The 19,773-nt window shown below is 54.5% G+C and carries 15 protein-coding genes; 7 read left to right on the top strand and 8 right to left on the bottom strand.

Translation table 11 applies throughout. The features are described from left to right. The first annotated feature begins 178 nt into the window (after positions 1-178). The 3 genes from AB8B76_RS11660 (at position 179) to AB8B76_RS11650 (ending at position 3,253) form a co-directional block, all read left to right on the top strand. Positions 179-871 carry a lamin tail domain-containing protein gene (locus AB8B76_RS11660; RefSeq protein ID WP_405272657.1) on the top strand — a complete coding sequence of 231 codons (693 nt, stop codon included), beginning with the start codon at positions 179-181 and terminating at the stop codon, positions 869-871. A gap of 169 nt (positions 872-1,040) precedes the next feature. Next, entirely contained in the window at positions 1,041-2,249 is a 1,209-nt protein-coding gene (locus AB8B76_RS11655) for an EAL and HDOD domain-containing protein (RefSeq protein WP_405272655.1), read from the top strand. Between the two features lie 161 nt (positions 2,250-2,410). After that, entirely contained in the window at positions 2,411-3,253 is an 843-nt protein-coding gene (locus AB8B76_RS11650) for an HDOD domain-containing protein (protein ID WP_405272654.1), read from the top strand. 17 nt (positions 3,254-3,270) lie between these two features. Here the strand turns inward: AB8B76_RS11650 and AB8B76_RS11645 are convergent, their stop codons facing one another. The 6 genes from AB8B76_RS11645 to AB8B76_RS11620 form a co-directional block, all read right to left on the bottom strand. Beyond that, a complete protein-coding gene (locus tag AB8B76_RS11645) occupies positions 3,271-4,707 on the bottom strand; it encodes a TolC family protein (RefSeq protein ID WP_405272652.1) in 1,437 nt (478 codons plus the stop codon). Further along, a complete protein-coding gene (locus tag AB8B76_RS11640) occupies positions 4,704-5,741 on the bottom strand; it encodes an efflux RND transporter periplasmic adaptor subunit (RefSeq protein WP_405272651.1) in 1,038 nt (345 codons plus the stop codon). The genes AB8B76_RS11645 and AB8B76_RS11640 overlap by 4 nt, the downstream gene beginning before the upstream one ends. Positions 5,742-5,743: 2 nt before the next feature. After that, entirely contained in the window at positions 5,744-7,501 is a 1,758-nt protein-coding gene (locus AB8B76_RS11635; protein ID WP_405272649.1) for an ABC transporter transmembrane domain-containing protein, read from the bottom strand. A gap of 130 nt (positions 7,502-7,631) precedes the next feature. Next, a complete protein-coding gene (locus tag AB8B76_RS11630) occupies positions 7,632-8,672 on the bottom strand; it encodes an MJ1255/VC2487 family glycosyltransferase (protein ID WP_405272648.1) in 1,041 nt (346 codons plus the stop codon). Positions 8,673-8,688: 16 nt separating this feature from the next. Then, positions 8,689-9,156 carry a phosphatase PAP2 family protein gene (locus tag AB8B76_RS11625; RefSeq protein WP_405272646.1) on the bottom strand — a complete coding sequence of 156 codons (468 nt, stop codon included), beginning with the start codon at positions 9,154-9,156 and terminating at the stop codon, positions 8,689-8,691. A 153-nt stretch (positions 9,157-9,309) separates the two neighbouring features. Then, the gene (locus AB8B76_RS11620; RefSeq protein WP_405272645.1) at positions 9,310-10,263 is read right to left on the bottom strand and encodes an MBL fold metallo-hydrolase; all 954 of its coding nucleotides are present in this window, start codon (positions 10,261-10,263) and stop codon (positions 9,310-9,312) included. Between the two features lie 35 nt (positions 10,264-10,298). Between AB8B76_RS11620 and AB8B76_RS11615 the strand changes: the two genes are divergently transcribed. From AB8B76_RS11615 to AB8B76_RS11605, 3 genes are all read left to right on the top strand, one after another. Next, a complete protein-coding gene (locus AB8B76_RS11615; protein WP_405272643.1) occupies positions 10,299-11,759 on the top strand; it encodes an amidase in 1,461 nt (486 codons plus the stop codon). Between the two features lie 163 nt (positions 11,760-11,922). After that, positions 11,923-14,442, top strand: coding sequence for a TonB-dependent receptor (locus AB8B76_RS11610; protein WP_405272641.1), 2,520 nt, complete (start codon positions 11,923-11,925; stop codon positions 14,440-14,442). Between the two features lie 341 nt (positions 14,443-14,783). Further along, on the top strand, positions 14,784-15,344 hold the full coding sequence (locus tag AB8B76_RS11605) for a helix-turn-helix domain-containing protein (protein ID WP_405272639.1): 561 nt from the start codon (positions 14,784-14,786) through the stop codon (positions 15,342-15,344). Here AB8B76_RS11605 and AB8B76_RS11600 read toward each other — a convergent pair. Continuing rightward, a complete protein-coding gene (locus AB8B76_RS11600; protein ID WP_405272637.1) occupies positions 15,331-16,401 on the bottom strand; it encodes a COX15/CtaA family protein in 1,071 nt (356 codons plus the stop codon). The genes AB8B76_RS11605 and AB8B76_RS11600 overlap by 14 nt on opposite strands. Positions 16,402-16,580: 179 nt before the next feature. Between AB8B76_RS11600 and AB8B76_RS11595 the strand changes: the two genes are divergently transcribed. Further along, positions 16,581-18,479: an ATP-binding cassette domain-containing protein gene (locus tag AB8B76_RS11595; protein WP_405272635.1), complete on the top strand. Its 1,899-nt coding sequence runs from the start codon at positions 16,581-16,583 to the stop codon at positions 18,477-18,479. A gap of 54 nt (positions 18,480-18,533) precedes the next feature. Here AB8B76_RS11595 and AB8B76_RS11590 read toward each other — a convergent pair. After that, positions 18,534-19,773 (bottom strand): aromatic amino acid transaminase (locus AB8B76_RS11590; RefSeq protein ID WP_405272633.1); only part of this gene is annotated, 1,240 nt, incomplete at its 5' end.

Below are 19,773 nucleotides of genomic sequence, written 5' to 3'. Positions count from 1 at the left end.
CCTTCAGGCATTCGGATACACACAAAGCGGATCAATGGAGCCCTCTTCCTTGATTATTGGCGATCGCTCCACCAGCTAAAGCCACTGAACGTTTTTGGCTTCACTTGCCCCCTACCGACGTTCCGAAACAGAACGAAAGTTACGATCCTGTAATGCCTTTTCTACACAGGCAGAACCCATGGACAACGCCCAAGGACTACTTGTTGCCGGCCGCTTTCAAAAGCGATTACCTAGATTCGCATTCGATAATGCAAGACTATATCTTGCGCTATCAGGACTGCTTATACAGTTTTGCGCGCCAGCTTTTGCCACGCCGATCCTGACGGAGATTCACTATAACGGCCCTCGGAGTGGCGCCGACCCTGACGAATTCATCGAAATCACGAATACCAGCGCAGACGACCTGCATTTAGGTGGCTGGCAGTTTACTCAGGGAATCTCTTACCTTTTTGAAACCGGCGCCATGCTTACATCCGGCGCATCATTGGTACTCGCCCGAGACATCGATAGCTTTCTCAGCGTGTTCTCAGACTACTCGGGATACCTCGTGGACTTCTCTGGCGCACTGTCCAATAGCGGAGAGATTCTATCCCTCACGGATGCACAAAGTACTCAGGTCTGGTCAATCCGTTATGACGACAACGCGCCGTGGCCAAGTGACGCCGACGGTCTCGGTGATTCGCTGCAGCTGGTGTACGGCACTCTCGATATCGGGAATCCGCAAAACTGGCGCTCAGACACACCCAATCCAGGCATTTGGAAAGACTCAGAGAGGCCAACAACAAGCGTAACGGCCCCTACAAGTTTCACCCTTCTCGTGGCTGGAGGGCTACTGCTGCTGTACCGCTTACATGCGGCTGATTCAGGCTAGGTCCGTGCCGACTCGGGAGCGACTAATAACTTGGACTTGGTGCTCATTTCTCTGACTCAGCCGTGCCTCCGTCCTAAGTTACCGGTACCATAGGCGACAACAGTAAGCGCAGTTTAAGGTTTAGCACCTGCAACAGCGATGTAATCAGTTGTACTAAGGGCCGCGGTAAATGTCCGACTTTTTTATTGCTCGACAACCAATTTTTGACCAGAACTTAAAGCTCTTTGCCTATGAGCTACTCTTTCGCAACTCCAATACAGGGGCTGCGCCCCAAGACCTTGATGATGACCTTGCCACCGCACAGGTGCTGAGCATCAGCGAAGAGGTTGGGCTGGAAGAGCTTGTGGGTGATCGCCCCGCGTTTATTAATCTGCCTCGGCGGTTTCTTTCAGAGCCCGAGCTTTTGCCCTTCGAACCGGATAACGTCGTGCTCGAAGTTTTGGAGCATGTAGAAATCGACGATGCTGTTATCGAAGGTATGCAAGTCTTAGGGCAGCGGGGCTACACCCTTGCTCTTGACGACTTCGTCTATGACAGCCGATTTGATGCTGCGCTCGAGCATGTCGCCATCGTGAAACTAGAGATTCCCGACATAGCGCCAGAGAACTGGAATGCAGAAATCAGTCGGCTAAAGGATCTAGGCGTGAAGGTGCTTGCCGAAAAAGTCGAGACGAACGAAGAGTTTGAAACTCTGAAAGATCTAGGCTGCGACTACTTCCAAGGCTATTTCTTTGCTAAGCCCAAGGTCGTTACGGGTAAGCGACTCGCGGCTAACAAGCTGGCTGTGATGCAGCTTATGTCCCAAATCAATAATCCGGAAACAGACATTGAGTCCCTAAGCGAATTGGTGAGTCGCGACGTCGCTATATCCGTACGCGCCATGAACTATGCCAACTCCCCTGCCGCAGGATTAAGCCGACGTATAGAGTCTATCCGGGAGGCCGTGATTTACATCGGTCGTGAAACCATTCGTCGATGGGTCACTCTACTGATCATGGCAAGACTCGACGACAAGCCGGGCGAGCTAATCACCATGACCCTGGTGCGCGCGCGTTTTCTGGAGTTGATGGCAGAGGAAGCGTCTCAGGAAGGGATTGATGCCTTCTTCACTGTAGGCCTTTTCTCGGTGCTAGACGCCCTAATGGACTCCCCGCTTGAAGAGGTGCTGGAAACACTAGCGCTTCCCGACGATTTACGAGACGCACTGTGCAAACACGAAGGCATCAAGGGGGAATGTCTTGAACTGGCAAAAGCTCTGGAACGTGGCGAGCTGTCTGGTTTTGAGGCCTTTGAGATCGAGCCTCCAAAGGTCGCCGAGCTGCATCAAATAGCGACGCTCTGGGCCGACGAAACCTTAGATGGGATGGCTAGCAGCTAACACTTACTACTCGCTAATGCTGGCAGCCAATGCTCTCCCGTTCGGAAGCAAAACTGCTACACTTGTGCGGTTTTGCGGTTATCGCTCTGACATAGAAATACCAGAGTGACAATAATGTAAATATTATTACAGAAAGACTAATAAAGGAAGAGATAGCGACGATGAGTAATCCGGCCTTTGAATTTGTTCGCCAATTAGGTACCGAACTGGCTGCGGGAGAGTTTGATTTACCCCCGTTTCCCGACACTGCCATGCGCGTTCAACGCTGCGTCTCTGATCCCGAATCCGATATCAATGCCCTGGGAATAATCATTGCCGGTGAGCCCGCACTCGCTGCTCGCCTCATGCGCATGGCTAACTCCGCCATGATGCGCCGAGGCCCCATGGAGGTGACGGACATCAACACCGCGATCTCCCGCGTTGGCATGGATATGGTGCAGAACGCGGCGGTGTCTTTTGCCGCGAGAGAGGCGTTTAACTTCCCTGCGGGGAGCCCTTTCATTGACGACTTGAATAAGCTGCGACAGCATAGCGTAAAGGTCGCCTCGCTATCTTATGTACTTGGCAAGCACAGTAAGTTCGCGGGCAAACCCGATGAAGCGATGCTCGCGGGACTTCTCCATGCGGTAGGGAAGTTTTACATTCTTACCAAAGCCTCCGATCACCAGGAACTATTCTCAGATCGCGATGCGCTAGACAGCCTCATGGCCCAGTGGCACACCGGCGTAGCCCGCGCAATCGTTGAGTCCTGGAACTTCCCCGAGTCCATCGCCATCGGCGTTGACGAACAAGAACTGAAAGAACGGGATCGTATCTCCGCTGCAGACGTTAGTGATGTGTTGTTCATAGCGAACATACTGGCGCGCGCGGGGGTTAAGGTGGCCAGCGAGCTGGGCGATCTGGATGCTCTGGCGAGGCTGCGTATGGACAGCGAAAACCTCGCTCAGGTTCTTGAAGAAAACGAGGATGAAATTCAGTCGATGGTAGACGCCCTAAGCGGCTGATCGAACGGCAAGGCTCCCTAGAAGCCCTCGTCGATTCCCAGGCGAGATAGATTGACTGTAGCGGCATCAAAGTTAGCCTGTGCCACTCGGGTTCGTTGATACGCCGTGTAGAAACGCACACGGGCATCTGCTGCAGTCTCTTCCCGAATATTCACCAAAAAGAAGTCACTCGCGCCCTGCTCAAAGCGCCTGACTTCTGCTCGTCGCATCGTCTCTGATAACTCTACATCTTGCTTGGCAAGATCCATGAGCTCTCTCGCGGTGTCTAGTTCTAAAAGGATATTGCGCAGTTCAATCTCGACCTGATCCTCAAGGCGCCGTTGGTCCTGACGCAATGACTCCAGCTCAGCGCGAGCCTGGGTGATTTTACCTTTCGCCTGACGACGTTCTAAGGGCACCGTAAACGTGAACCCTACAATAGCGTCAGTCCCATCGCGTGAGGCGCCACCTTCACCAATCGATCCAATGCCTTCAGCAAGCTCAAGATTCAAATCCAATCTGGGCTTCAACTCATTCTCTGACAGTGCAATTTTCTGCAACGCCCTCTCGGCTCCCGTTTGCAGGATGCGCAGCTCGGGACGCTGCTCAAGAAGCGCCGGGACATCCAATGAGGCGATAGTGGGAACCGGCGGCAATACACCAAACTGTTCTTCCGCCGGCAGCCTTTGGACATCCGGCGTTAGTGGCTGCCCTGTTTCGTCGCGAAGATAAAAAGCCAGCTGGTTGGCAGCGACTTCAAAGTCGCGCCGAGCCCCCGTCATAAGCGTTTGCCGTCGGGTGATATTTTGTCGATTCTCAGTGATAAAAATGGCTGCTCGTCGACCACTGGTAACTTCACGCTCAAGCCCGGTCTCGCGCTCCAAAGCGATGCGAAGGAGGTTGTCGTAAACGGCAAGCTCCTGGCCGGCGGCCACCCAGCGCCAGTAGGCAGCCAAGGCACGCTGCTGAACACCCACTTTAGTCAGCAATACATCGAGCTCTGCCTGCACCAGCGCAAGTTCTGCATCTATCTGACCAAAGCGTCGTGAATCTATGTCACGATCGCGAAAAACGCTGAACAACACTCCCAGCTTTGCCGTACCGCCATTGTTGGTAAAGTATTCGTCTTCATAAATGGGGAAGTCGCCATTGGACAAGGAGTACTCGCCATAAAGCTGTGCCCCCAAGGGTCGCAGCGGCTTGATGACCTTGCCCCCAATGGCCGTACCATCATAAAAACCATCGACCCGATCAAAGCCATCGGCACCGAAGACCAAGTCAAAGGCGCCAAGTGATTCTGTCACGCGTCCCACGGCCGCCTGACGCTGCGCCAGAGCTTTAAGAATCGATGGAAAATGCTCTTCAGAGGCGGCTAAGACCTCCTCTGGTAGCAGAGGCATCTCTGCTGCAGGAACGTCAGCTCGCAGCGAGGGAGCAACCGAAAGGGCAAGGATCAAAAACGTGCGAAGAATCACTGGCTCGACATCACCATAGGATCACCCTGCCCCGGAAAATTCGGCGGGAAATTATTCAGCTGGCGCCAGATTTCGTAGCCCACGGACACTTCTTCTAGAAGCACCCAACCACGCGCCTTGGAACCAAAGCGCACAAAACGACGATCTGGCCATGGCGTGCCAGCGTCTTCATCTTCTTCGACGAGAATACGAAAACGACCGCTGCTCTGCGCGGTAGGGTCGATGGCAATCACATGCCCGCTGAAGGTCCCCACCGCCACGGATGGCCAACCGCTAATCTGAATAACAGGCCAACCCTCAAATTGAATACGTACTTTCGCTCCGTCACGCACCAGCGCGATATCACGACCATCGACATACATTTCTATGGCCCGTTCGGCGTTATCCGGCACAAAGGTCGCAACTACCTGTCCCGCACTGATAAACGTCGCAGCGTCACCGGCGTTAACGCGCAATATCGTGCCGTCTCTTGGCGCCCGAACAATCTGCACAGACTGGCGAGACAGATTGACATCGACGCGGCTGAGTTCTGCTCCGGCCGAGGCCACATCTGCACGAAGTTGCTCCACCCTGATACGGGCTTGTTCATACTCACGACGGGCCGACAAACCCTCGTCAAACAACTTCTCCATGCGACGCTTATCGATTTGCGCGATCTCTAATGCAGTTTCTGCGGCCGTCAGCTTTGCCAGTACCTGACCGCGCTCCGCTTGCAATCTCTCCAATAGCTGAGGATCGTTGTCGACGATACGCACGATGGGGTCGCCCACCTTTACTCGTGAACCATCGCGAACGTACCACTCCTGAATTCGGCCTGGTACAAGAGCGTTGATTTCTTGCATACGGTCATTAGGGTTTAACGCGGTTACGTTACCGGGACCGCTTGCGGTCTGCACCCAGGGGACAAACGTCAGAAACAAACCCACAGCAACGAAGAAAAACAACAAACCAAACCCGACGGCCCGGGCAACGCGAGGAACACCAATGGCATTCAGGGCGGTAAATTTCTCGTTGTGATAATCGAACACAGGCATGGCTACTGCTCCTCGTTCAATTCGGCGGCGTTCTCACCGTAGATCGACAGAGGACTGCGCATGGGGTGCTCTTCCATACCCATCAGATCACACAGCGATTCGTAGTCAGTCACCATGACCTGCTGCTCAAAGCCCAACTGCAGATAGTGGTCGAAGCGTAGATCAATATTCTCGTAGGTGAAGTAAACAATCGTGGTTTCGCAGCGTTCCTGGAGGGCGTCCATAGCGCGGAGTAAAAACACCTCAGGCATGCCGTCGTAGGCCTGCGTTAACACCAAAATTCGTGGCTTCGAAATGATCGCAGCAGCCAACTTTAACTGCATGGTCTCTACGATAGACAGCGGCCACCCGGTGCCCACCAGTTCTGTGTCGAGGCCCTGGGGGAGCTGGGTAACGGTTTCTGCGAGACCCACGATTTCGAGGACCTGCATAATATCTACCGCCTCTGCGCTTGAAGCGGACAAGCGCAGGTACTCACGAATACTGGTCTCTACAGCATTCGGGCGATCCAGCATGATAATTTCTTGGCGTTTTTCGTAAGCCTTCAACTCTCGAAGATCCATGCCGCCCACCGCGATGTAGCCGCTATCCGGCGCTTCATGACCTCGCACTAGGTTGGTGAACACGCGCTGAGCACGATGACTATCAGCGTAGACGCAGACACGGGAGCGTGCGGGAATTCTGAAGTCCAGAGTAATAGAAGGAGCGACGACCACTTTACTGAAGCTCAACGATGAATCCCCATCGATACGCTTGTGCGCACCGGTGGGCATGTCCTGCTCGACCTGGAAAAACAGCGACAGCTCGTCTACCGCACCGCAGACATCGTAGAGATAGCTCAGATAAATACCCATCTGAGACACGCCCAGGAAGACCACTGAGAGCACGAGCTCTGCGGCAACCAACTGGCCTAGAGACAATTCGCCAATGATGACCAACCAGCCACCCAAACCAAGAAGCGCGGCACTAGCGGCAGCGTAGATAAACAAAAAGCTCAGAGTCTGAGAGAAGTGGTGTCGAAAATGCTGCCGATGCTGCTCCATATAAGATGCAGTGACATCATCAGTGCGCCGTAGCGCCTCGGAAATGTGCATTTCACTTTTATAAAAGCCATTCGCGTGGCCTAGGGACTCAAGCCAGGAAGCGCTGTAGTGCTTGCGGTGCGAAAGCTCCACGGCACTGCGAATTCCCCGACGCCCCCAAACAAACCATACCAACCAAATGAGCAGAGCTATCCCGGTATTAAAGGCGAGTAGCAAGGGGTGGTAGGACGACACCAGCAGAAACCCCACCACCGTTTGCAATAAGATCGTGAAACCGCCCACCAGCAAATTCGGCAGCATCTTCATAATGATAATGATGTCGAAGTAACGGTTAAACAAAGCGCTTTTACCACGATCATCAAAATAGGGATTGCGGGCATAGATCGTTCGCAGCGCTATCTCTGACACCATCCGGGCATAAAACCGCCGCCCGAAAACGTCCATGATGTAGATGCGAAGAGCGTTCAACCCACCCGCAAGCATGAGCAAGAGAAACAAGGTGAGGGACAACACGACTAGGGGCGTAGTCAGTCCGATGTTCGCAACAGTATTAATGAGCATCTGGACAGACACTGGGGTCGCCAGTGATAACAGACTAATACCAATGCCGTAGATGATGGCCAGAGCGTAATAGCTGCGCTCCGGCGCCAAAATACCGATAAAAAACCGAAACAACGACGAGAGCGAGCTCTCTGCTGCTATATGTTTGTCGACCATAGGGAAGAAGGGCCAAATACGATAATTACATATTATACGTAAACCCGATCATTTTGGTTGGGTATTTCGAAAAATTGAGCTTAGCGCCCTCGCTCTTTGCCCCAAAACGCCGCCGATCACATCGGAAATATCACAATCCCACAATGACTTTGTCCCAGAGTCGATCGCTCAGATTTTGCTGAGAAGCCGCCAGAAGGTCACCCTCGGAAAGCCACAGCACGACTTCTCTTGCCACATCTGGATAATAAACCCTGTATACAGGTGCACTGGAATTTAGCCAGTTATGTATGGGGCCAACACGCAGGGCCTCCAGGGTCTCGCCGTAGCCTAACTGACTCAAAGCGAGAGCGTTTGATGACTGCTCCATCTGCTTATCCAGCGGCTTCACCAGTAAACGCTTGCCTAGCGCAATGCACTCACTGGACAGCTCAAATCCGGCATTGCAAATCACTGCTGCGCAGGTGGCAAGGTCTTCCTGAAATCCTTTGAGCGACGTGGGTAATACATGCAAGTTGCCGCGTGTGGACGCTACATTATCCGGCGCATAGATATAGAAGTTGTATTCCGGAATCTGCGCGAGCACAGCCTGCACTTCCAATTGATTTTCGAAGGGTAGATATACAACGACCTTACGAGGCTCGGTCGAGCCTGGAGCGTGATCGACGTTAACAATGGGAGGCAGGATAGGAGCCTGGAAGCTGTCCCAGTGCATACCCAGGCGGACACTCCCGGGAGCAAACATGCGCATGACAAACCGGGACCGAAGATCATGACCAGCCATGGGAACCCGATGATCAAATGCCGGCTGGTGCCCAATACTCACCACTGTCTTGCCGCGCAGCCAGCCCGCCCAGGCAGTGATAGGCTCAAAGTCAGTAAGCACCAGATCGTAGTCACTGAGATCCAGCGTCAATACATCGCGGAGCAAACGCCCGTAGTTGTTTCCAACGCACGTCTTCAGATAAGACAGCTTGCCATTTGAGCAAGCAAGAGTGAGTCCTTCGCATACACGAAACTGTCCGAACACCTGCATATCAAAGTATCGGTTCACGGACCGGCCGCTGAACAGGTAATCTACGTCGATGTTCCGCGCGGCGAACGCCCGGGCCATGGCACGAGCACGACTGAGGTGCCCATTCCCGGTGCCCTGCACGCCGTAAAGTATTTTCATACTAAGGGCTCCTGGACTAAGCCAGCGACTGCGCTGTTATCAGCGCAATGGACGAACCAAGTGCTGCGCCCACGACAGTGTCTGTCGGGAAATGAACCCCCAGATACACACGGGACATCGCCACGCAGGAGCTCCAGATATAGAGAGGCAGCAACCAAAAGCCGTATTGCGAAACCAGTAGCGTGACAAAGAGGAATGCCGCGCAGGTATGACCCGAGGGAAAGCTGAATTCGTCCGAGGCAACAATGTGACTATGGAAACCCGGCAAAGCTGCAGCGGGTCGTCGTCGCTTCAAGCTATTCTTCAGGGAGCAATAGAGTCCACGTTCAATAACGAACGCAACAAGCATATGGGACACAAACTCTGTCCCGCTTTCCAAGGACAAAGCCAAAGCGCCTCCAACGATAAAGTAAAGATGGCCATCAGCGCTTTTGGAGACAGGCTTACGGTAACGAGCCACCCAGCTTTGCGACTGCTGCGACAACAGTAAGGACCGGTGATCGAAATTCTGAATAGTTTCGAGAGCTCATACCGCGAACTCTAGGCGCGCCACATGACGCTCCTATGACGCACAAGCCCTATTGTGTGAATTTTTTGTGACTCTATCTTCAGCCCAAAACAAATCCTGAGCCTGCTTCTAGGGTATCAGCACACAGTCGAGATCTTCAGCGACGCTCACCTTTCCAGAAAATCTCGCTTCAACCAGAGCAACGTTGGACTCTAGATTCCTCAAGGATCGCGCCATAAAGTGGCTGAGCAGAACTTCCTTTGCGCCAGCGTCGCGAGCCACCTCATTCAGTCTCGATGGCGTTGCATGCAGCGCGCGAGCTGGCGAACCCGCGTTTTCCGGAATAGGCATGTGCAGAACCAACAAATCTGATTCCTTGGCGAAGTCCGGGAAAGCGGCTGTGCGCCCATCTTGATCTCCACCGAAAACCACAACGTTGTTCGATACCTGAATGCGATAGGCCAGCGCCGGCACAGGGCCATGGGATACAGACAGCGCGCTAATACTCACATTACTATTTGCACCCTTAACAGGAATCAGCTCCTCCCTACCCGGTTGATTAGCAACCGTCTCGAGCTGTAAGAATGGCACACCCGCTTCTTCCAGGAGATAGTCACCCAGGTATCCGTAGGCACCCGAACCCGCCTGCAAGAGACTATTCATATACTGATCAAGCGATGGGAATTGAACCTTTGCATTGCCTCCCGCCGACGGCCCGGCGATAGTCAAGGGACGACTACGCTGCGCGAAGTACCCTGACTTAAGAAGCGCCGGCAGTCCCGCAGAATGATCTGCATGCAAATGCGATAAGAGAATAGCATCCAAGTCTGAGAATGATGCCTCTGCCTGCGCAAAACGCAGGATAGCGCCACCGCCCAAATCTACCAGCACGCGAGCACGACCGTCTATCCACAGCAAATATCCGCTGGATGCTCGAGCGTCGTCAGCGATAGGCCCACCCGAACCAAGCACCTGTAGGGCGACGCCTTCTGCCGGCGGACAGGTTTGTGCGCGAAGAACTGCACTGCCAAAAAAAGGGTATAGCCCGATCAGCACACAAGCGATAAGCTTTCTCGTACGCATTTTTACCTCGTTACAAAACGACTGGAATAACAGCTATGAGCATACTTTACCGCAGCGCTTTTGGACTCGCGCAAGATATCAAGGCGGGCAAGCTATCTGCCGTTACAGTGCTTGAGTTCTATCTCGATCGCGTCGAACAGTTCAATCCGGCTATTAACGCCGTAGTTGCTCTTGATACCGACCGCGCTCTTACTCGCGCGGTTGCTGCAGACAAAGCGGCAGCAGCGGGTGAGGACTGGGGGCCACTCCACGGCGTACCCATGACCATCAAGGACGCTTGGTGCACCGAAGGTCTGGTGACCGTTGGAGGGATTCCAGAGCACAGAGATTTTGTTCCCAAGAAAAATGCGATTGCCGTGCAACGACTGGTAGACGCGGGAGCGATCATCTTCGGCAAAACCAATGTGCCTTTTATGAGCGCAGATTTGCAGTCCTTTAACGAAATTTACGATGTCACCAACAATCCCTGGAATGTAGAACGCACCTGCGGCGGATCTTCTGGCGGAGCCGCTGCGGCGCTGGCGGGTGGACTCACTCCTCTAGAGCTAGGGAGTGACATCGGTGGCTCTATTCGAACGCCCAGCCACTTTAATGGCGTGTTCGGCCATAAAAGCAGCTACGAACTCATCACCAAACGCGGACACTTACCTCCCGGCGACCAAGTGCTATCCGAGCCCGACTTGTCTTGTGCCGGCCCCCTTGCCACCTGCGTTGATGATCTTGAGCAAGCGCTCGCCCTGCTTGCCGGGCCTGCGCCCGACATCACGGCTCACCCCTTACCGGCGCTACCCACGCCGAGCTTTCGCGATGCCTCTCACCTCCGGGTCGCCGTTTGGGCTGATGATGAGTTCTGCCCGGTAGACACCGCAATCGCAGAGCACATAGAAAGTGCCGCAAAAACCCTCGAAGCCCTCGGGGCCCATGTCGACCGAAGTGCGCGCCCATCCATAGATCCCCAGGCGAATCACGAGAACTACCTGCAGCTACTCATGTCAGTCATTGGCGGCAACACGCCAGAAGAAGTGCAACAAATGGCGCGTGAGATCGTCGCCGCGGCTGACCCCGATGATCGCAGTGAAGCCTTGCTGCAGATGCGGGGTATTGCGATGGACCACAAGGGCTGGATGGTTCAGAACGAGATTCGTCAGCACACACGCGTTGCCTGGGAAGCATTCTTTCGTGACTACGACGTTCTGCTCTGCCCTTGCACCCACGTTCCCGCCTTTGAACATGATCACCACCCAGATATGCAGGCACGAGTGATCTCAGTTAATGGCGTGGAACGACCCTACACCGATGTCCTAAAGTGGGCCGGGCTTACATTGAACGCATATTTGCCTGCCACAGCAGTGCCCCTGGGCACCACCGCAGACGGACTCCCTGTGGGCATGCAAATCAGCAGTCGCTATCTTGGTGATCGAACCACTTTGGCGGTTGCCAGATTACTCGAAAGCCACCATCGTTCCTTCGTGCCGCCACCCGGGTATAGCGATTAGCTCAACGGGCGTCCAAAGGCGCACTGCGATGGTGCAACATCCTTGTTAAAAATACGGTCAAAATGACTTGCGTTTAACCCCGCAATTTACCTAGCATCGTGGGCAGGTCGAAGAGCTCCTCAGCTCCACGACTCATAACTATAAAACAACAAGGGGATTTTCCATGTCTGCGACTTTTCGCACGCTGCCGCTCATCGCGGCTGTATCACTGGCGACGCAATCACTCACCGTCGGCGCACAACAACTTGAAGAAGTCATCGTAACCGCACAGAAACGGGCGGAGAGTCTTCAGGACGTTCCAATTTCTGTTTCCGCCATTCAGGGCGAGAAGATTCAGGATGCGGGTATTCCGAATATGGCTGCGCTTGCAGACTACGTTCCCAACCTGCACATCGCGGACGCACCTGTAAACACCAACATTTATATGCGCGGCGTGGGATCGGGCAACAACCAGGGCTTTGAGCAATCGGTGGGTATGTACATCGATGGCGTGTATATGGGTCGCGGCCGTCAATACCGTGCTGCGTTCCTTGATGTAGAGCGTGTGGAGGTTCTGCGGGGTCCTCAGGGCACGCTGTTCGGCCGTAATACAGTTGCCGGGGCAGTGAACATCACCACCGCCAGCGCACGCGCAGGTGACGAACTCGAAGGCCAGATCATGGCGTCCGCCGAATCCTTCGACGGCCGGGTCCTTGAAGGCTTTGTCGGCGGTGGCCTCACAGACACTCTCGGAGCACGACTTGCCGTTAAATATCGCGAAACAGATGGTTTTGCAGACAACACTTTTCTTGGTACCCCTGAGGGGAGTATCGAAGAGCTTTCCTACCGCCTGTCTTTGAACTGGCAGCCGACGGATGACCTAAACGTTAACTTCAAGTACAGCCAATCAGATTACGAACGAATCGGCTCTACAACAACGGGCAAGGTATTTTTAAACGCGGCTGAGCGAGACCAGTTTGTCCCCAACCGCTCCGCCTTCGCCAACACGGCCTACAGCATCATGGATGTGTTCTACCCGGGCTATCAGGAACAAACCGGCCGTGAGTTTGAGGTCTTCAAGGACAATGGTTACGGGCGCTCCCGGGAAGACGGCATCGGCATTGGAATCAACCCTGACAGCTCAGACAACGACCTCACCAACATGGTATTGAACGTGGACTGGCAAGTCGGCGAGCTGACTGTGACATCGGTCACGGGCTGGTCGGAGTATCAGTACATTGACGGCGCAGACGTAGACTGGCTGCCGCTGCAGTTTATCTCGCGCGACGATGATCAAAGCTTTGAACAGTTCAGTCAGGAATTTCGCATTGCTTCTCCCGGCGGTGAGTTTTTTGACTATGTGGCAGGTGTTTATTTCGACCAATCGGAGCTCGAGTTTGACCGTCAGGTAGCGATTGATACCAACTTCGACGGACTCTTCCCCGAGTTTCTTTCGATTGTGACACCCGGGAATCCTCCGCCTTCAGTCCTCCCGCAAAACCTGCTGTCTGCACTGACTGGAGGTGCCTACGACATGAACCAGGTTGCGCGGAATCATAATTACCAGTTGGATTCGGATTCCTTTGCGGCCTTCGCCCAGGGTACTTTTAACTTCACGGACACATTGCGTTTGACCGTGGGTCTTCGCTACACCGAAGAAAACAAGGATGTGATCAGCACACAGTTTCTGAGCGATCAGAATTCGGGACTCCTGAACCCCGGCGACAACTACTTCCTGCACTTGATTCAGGCTAACAGCTTCAATGCCTATGCCTATGATTACAGGCAAGATCGCTCCACTGATGCGCTGACGCCATCATTCAATCTCCAGTGGAATGTCGGCGAAGACAGCATGCTTTATGCGAGCTTTTCTCAGGGCTTCAAGTCTGGCGGTTTTACCGCCGCAGACGATGGAAATCCCGGAGATCTCACGCCTACTGCATTCCCCTGTGTGCCCAATCCAGACTTTACCGTTGATCTTGACGCCTGCTATGACCTCTCCAATCCGAATGAAGACTTCGAATTCGGAGATGAAGAGGTGGACGCGTTTGAGCTAGGCGGTAAACATACCCTGCTTGATGGCGGCATGACCTTGAACTGGGCTCTGTTCTACACGGAGTATACAGATCTGCAAACCGCCATCTTCGAAGGCCTTGGCTTTGTAGTGAAGAATGCAGCCGGCTCAGAAATCTATGGCCTTGAAGTCGATGCTCTTTGGCAGGCTACAGACAACCTCCGACTTGGGGCGAACTTTGCTTATCTCGACGCTAGCTACAGTGATTTCGACGACGGTCCCTGTACCGCCATTCAACTGGATGCCAATCCTAATTGTTCGATCGAGCAAGGAAACCCACTGTCTGGAGAGCCTACGCTGTATGCCTCGGATTACAGTGCCTCCTTTTTCTTTGATTACATTCGTCCCGTGGGCGACATGGAGCTATTCGTAGGCGGCGAGGTTAACTACCGGGATGCTTTCCAATCGGCAGGTGACAACGACCCCATTGACGTCATCGACTCCTTCACCAAGGCTAATTTACGCCTGGGACTCCGATCGGGTGACTGGGAAATCATGGCGTATGGACGTAACATCTTCGACGAAGAAGTCTTCATGCAGTCCTACGACACTCCAGTACTGGCAGGCTCTCACTCCAGGTACATGGAAGAGAGTGCAGTATGGGGCGCTCGCCTGAAGTACAGCTTCTAAGCGACCCGTCAGCAGTAATCTTGATGCCCGCCTAGTGCGGGCATTTTTTTGCCTCGGCATTGATCATCTAGCATCGGAGCACGACCACAACTGTCATTCCGCGTCGCGCTAACGCGCTCCTGACTGCTACATGACAGTCATGCTCGCACTCCTTGCGAACTGACCAGCACCAGTTACGAACAACGACACGCGCACGGCATAAGGCAAGACGCCGGTGCCTGTTGCGCAGCAGTCAGGAGCGCGTTAGCGCGACGCGAAGCAATAGGTGCCGGCGTCTTGCCGAATCCAAGCAGTCCTAGCTATTAGCTAGCCGCTAGTGCCATTCGACATATAATGAGCGAATGACAGACTCAACCAGTAGACTTCTCGGCGAGCGCGTTAGCCAATTACGCCAACTGCAGTCCATGACCCTCGAGCAACTCGCGGCCGCTTCAGGCGTGAGCCGTTCTATGCTCAGTCAGATCGAGCGCTGCAAGGCCAACCCTACCCTTGCGGTGACGCAACGCATTGCGCAGACCTTTGGCATCACTATTGGTGAACTGGTTGATGATCCCAACGCCAGCGCCAGCATTGACGTGGTCCGTGGCGATGACCCGGGCACGGTTTTTCGTGCCGACAGTGAATGTGAGCTACGCACGCTCTCCCCCCTGCAGCTGGAAAAAAACATTGAGTTCTATGTGATTACTCTGCAGCCCGGTGCCGAACTTGCAAGCGCTGCACACTTCGAAGGCACCCGTGAAATGTTCTCGGTCTCTCAAGGCTCTGCAATGATCCGCACAGGAAACAGCGAAGTCGCGTTACTGACGGGTGACACAGCTCATTATCGAGCCGACATCCCTCACGTCATACGTTGCGAGGGCTCAGAAGCACTTAAAGGCTTTCTCGTGGTTAGTTATCGGTAGCGATGGTTCGTCTTCGAAGCGCGTGCACCGTAAACAACAACACCGTTAGCAGCAAAATCGCTCCAGCCTGATGTCCCGCTGCCACAGGTATCGCCATACGCGTGAGTAAGGTGCTGATTCCCAAGGTGATCTGCAGCAGCAAGGCTGCGATAACAGCTAGCCCTGCCACACGCATAAATCCATCTGCGGATTGCAGCACCAAACGCAGTCCAAAACCACCGACTAAGAACAGCAGTAGATAGGCGAACATACGGTGGTTGAACTGGATCGTAGTCACGTCTTCAAAGGCCGCTAACCAGCGGGGAGTCTCGGCATACAAACCCGGCGGAATGAAGCCCGGGCCCATCTTCGGCCACGTCGGATAAGAATAGCCCGCGTCGGTTCCCGCCACTAATCCGCCGGATAAAATCATGAGGTACACCAACACCACCAAGAGGGGTGACCAGCGAGCGACGCTTTGCATAGACCGCGGTGCTCCGCGAGTGGATGCGCCATTAGCTTTGGGCCACAAGTTAAGAAACTGCCAAACGATCGCTGCGTAGAGCGCAACGGCAAGGCCGAGGTGAGCTGTCAGCCGGTATTGAGACACGCTGGGCCTATCAACCAAGCCACTCTTGACCATGTACCAACCTAACAAGCCCTGACAGCCGCCCAATACCAGAAGTACTAACAGACGCGGCATCAAACCGGGGCGAATCACCCCTCGTAGCGCAAAGAAAAGTAGAGGTAGGACAAACAGCAATCCGATAATTCGCCCGAGCACGCGGTGAAGATACTCGTACATGAATATCACCTTAAACTCAGCGAGCTCCATGCCCTGGTTAATCTTCTGGTACTCGGGAAACTGCTGATACTTGGCAAACACGTCTAACCAGGCGGCCTCACCGATGGGCGGCCAAATCCCCATAATGGGGCGCCACTCGACCATTGATAAACCAGATTCGGTTAATCGCGTAACACCTCCGAGCAAGATCATCCCGTAAATCACAGCGGCACAGGCAAGGAGCCATAGAGCCAATTGACGGTCGTGATGTGTTTGATATGCGCGTGAAAACATTTCAATCCTAACGGTGGCCGAAGCGCTGAGGCTTTTGTGCTCTCAAAGCGGCTTTGACCCAAAAAAAGCGGCGGCAATGATAGCCGAATCGGCTGGTGCGCGCCCACCAGCGCAGAAACTAGTTGGAAGCATCCCTGAGCGCGTTAGAATGCGCGCACATTTTCTACAGCAACAGCTTCATGGATCTTCTCCGTCTCGAACAAGCCAATTTACACTTCGGCACTCACGTTTTGCTTGAGTCCGTTGACCTGCAAATAAGCAGCGGTCAACGGCTTGGATTGTTGGGGCGCAACGGTGAAGGAAAGAGCACCCTCCTCAAGATTCTGGCGGGCGATCTCGCATTAGATGGAGGTGATCGCTGGCTGCGTCCTGGAACCCGTATCGCCAGGCTTGAGCAGGAACTGCCGGACACCGACGACATCAGCGTCTATGACTACGTTGCCGATGGTCTCGCTGAGACCGGCGCCTTACTTCGGCGCTTTGAGCAGCTGACCTCATCAGCAGACGCCGATCTGGTGGAACTGGAGCGGGTGCAGCACGCCCTCGAAGCAGCCGATGGCTGGCAACTAGGCCAGCGGGTAGAGAGCACGCTCAGCCAACTCGACCTCAAACGCGACACACTCATGTCCAGTCTCTCCGGAGGTTGGCGCCGCCGCGCTTCGCTCGCGCGAGCTCTGGTGGGGGATCCCGACATTCTCTTGCTGGACGAGCCGACCAACCATCTGGACATCCCTGCTATCGAATGGCTCCAGGAACAGCTCACAGGGTTGCGCTGCGCACTAGTGTTAATCACCCACGACCGACGTTTTTTGCAGGGCGTCGCCGATCACATTGCAGAACTGGATCGCGGCAATCTAACCGTTTGGCAAGGCAGCTACGAGGGGTTTTTAAGTCACCGAGAGCAGCAGCTGGCGGCCGAAGAAAGAGCCAATGCGCTTTTCGATAAACGTTTAAGCGACGAAGAAAAGTGGATACGCCAGGGCATTAAGGCCCGCCGCACCCGTAACGAAGGGAGAGTTCGCGCGCTCAAGGCCATGCGCGAAGAAAGAAGCCAACGGCGCGAACGTACAGGCACTGCAAATCTCAACGTAGACACGGCGGCACGCAGCGGCAAAATTGTGGCTGAGCTCAACGAGGCAAGCGTCGTTCTCGGCGGTCGGACCATCATCAAGCCCTGCTCCCTGTTGCTTCAAAGAGGTGATCGGGTCGGTATTGTCGGGCCCAATGGAGCCGGGAAAAGTACGCTCATTCGCCTTCTCACCGGGGAACTCAGCCCAAAGACCGGTAGCGTACGGCTCGGCAGCAAGCTGGAGATTGCTTACGGCGATCAGCAGCGATCAACGCTTGATCCCAGTAAAAACCTCATCGATAACGTCTGCGGCGGCCGAGACTTTATTGAGATCGGCGGTCGACGAAAACACGCCGTGTCCTATCTTGGAGATTTCCTCTTCTCACCCCAGCGCCTTAGAACACCCGTCGGCGCTCTTTCCGGGGGTGAACAGAACCGGGCGGTACTCGCTCTGCTGTTTAGCAAGCCCGTCAATCTCTTGGTACTCGACGAACCAACCAACGATCTTGATATAGAGACTCTTGAGCTTCTCGAAGAGCTGCTTATGGAGTTTAAGGGCACAGTGCTGCTGGTAAGTCACGACCGTGCGTTTATGGATAACGTCGTCACAAGCCTCCTCGTGCTCACCGGAGACGGCAACATCGAAGAACACGCTGGCGGCTTTAGCGATTGGGAAGCTCGCGGCGGTCGCCTGCTCCCCCTAGATGCAATGCCCCATGAACTTGCGGATGCAGCTCCCAAAGCATCAGAAGCTGCCCCGTCTTCTGCCTCCAGGTCCAGTGAGCAAAAAAAGCTTAGCTACAAAGAGCAGAGAGAGCTGGAGGGTCTACCAGGAGAGATCGAAACCCTGGAGGCTCGCCAGACGGAACTAGAGGCTTTGTGCGGTGATCCGGCGTTCTACGAGCAAGACAGCGATGTTGTCAAAGAACTTCTGGCAGAACTTTCTGGGATAGGCGAAGTGCTGGAATCAAAAATCGAGCGCTGGACAGAACTGGAAGAGCGCGCGTAGCCGTCTGCGCATCACCAAAAGACAGCCGCGCGCTTCTACCCCTTAAGATCCGTGCTATAAAACCTTTGCGATGGAGTCAGCCAGGTAGTCGATGTTCCGTGCGTTCACGCCAGCCACATTGATACGCGACGAGCCCAGCATGTACACGCTGTAGTCATCACGCAGGGTTTGCACCTGGTCCGAACTGAGTCCCAAGAACGAGAACATGCCTTTTTCAGCGCGGATAAACTCAAAGTCCCGCCCGGTGGACGCCTGTAGTTTCTCCACCAAATCGCTGCGCAGGCCGTTGATACGACCACACATACTGTGAAGCTCTGACTGCCAACTCTCGGTGAGCGCTGGGTCTGATAAGACGGTACTCGCCAGCAGTGCACCGTGAGCCGGAGGCATGGAATACACCCGCCTGGCAGCAACTTTCGCCTGACTCAAAAGTGCATCGGCGCTCTTAGCATCCTTGGCGAGAAACAACGTGCAGCCGGTTCGCTCTCGATACAGGCCCATGTTCTTGGAGCAGGAGGCCGCAATGATCATCTCTGGCAGCCGTTGTGCGAGGTGGCGCAGCCCGGCGGCGTCTGCATCCAGGCCATCGCCCAGTCCCTGGTAGGCAAAATCAATGAACGGCACAAAGCCCTGCGCTTCTGCCATGTCGCCAACTATCGACCACTGCTCCTGAGAAAGGTCTGCACCACAAGGGTTATGGCAGCAGCCATGGAGCAGGACGATATCTCCAGCCCCGGCGCCTTTGAGATCCTCTACCATGGCATCAAAGTTAACGCCGTGGGTTTCGGGTTCGTAGTAGCGATAGGTAGAAAACTGCAGGCCGACGCTACCGAGCAGAGGGATGTGTACGGGCCAAGTGGGATCTGAAACCCAAACCCGAGCACCGGGTGATGCCGCCTGAATGATCTCAGCACCAATACGCAGGGCACCACAGCCTCCAGGAGCCTGAATACTGCTAACTCGTCCATCAGCCAAGGCGGTACTGTCCTCGCCGAGTACCAGCTTTTGCATGCCGGGGTTGAACCCTGCGACACCAGCGGGCGGTAAATAGGCTTTACTCACTTCACGTTCGACCAGCGTCATTTGAGCCTGTTGAATGGCCTCAAAAACCGGACAAACGCCGGTTTCATCCATGTAAATCCCTACCGTGAGATCCACCTTCTTCGGGTTTCCGTCGGCGCGGCACACGGCCGCAAGGCCAAGAATGGGGTCATCGGGAAGGAGAGGCAGTGCTTCTAACATGGCGAAAATTCCTGAAGAGAGCTGGCAAATTTGCCCCAGCAGAATACGCGAG

The organism is Congregibacter sp. (assembly GCF_045107095.1).
GTDB lineage: Bacteria > Pseudomonadota > Gammaproteobacteria > Pseudomonadales > Halieaceae > Congregibacter.
The sequence above is the reverse complement of the archived record's forward strand: the minus strand, read 5'-3'. Positions and strand labels throughout refer to the sequence as shown.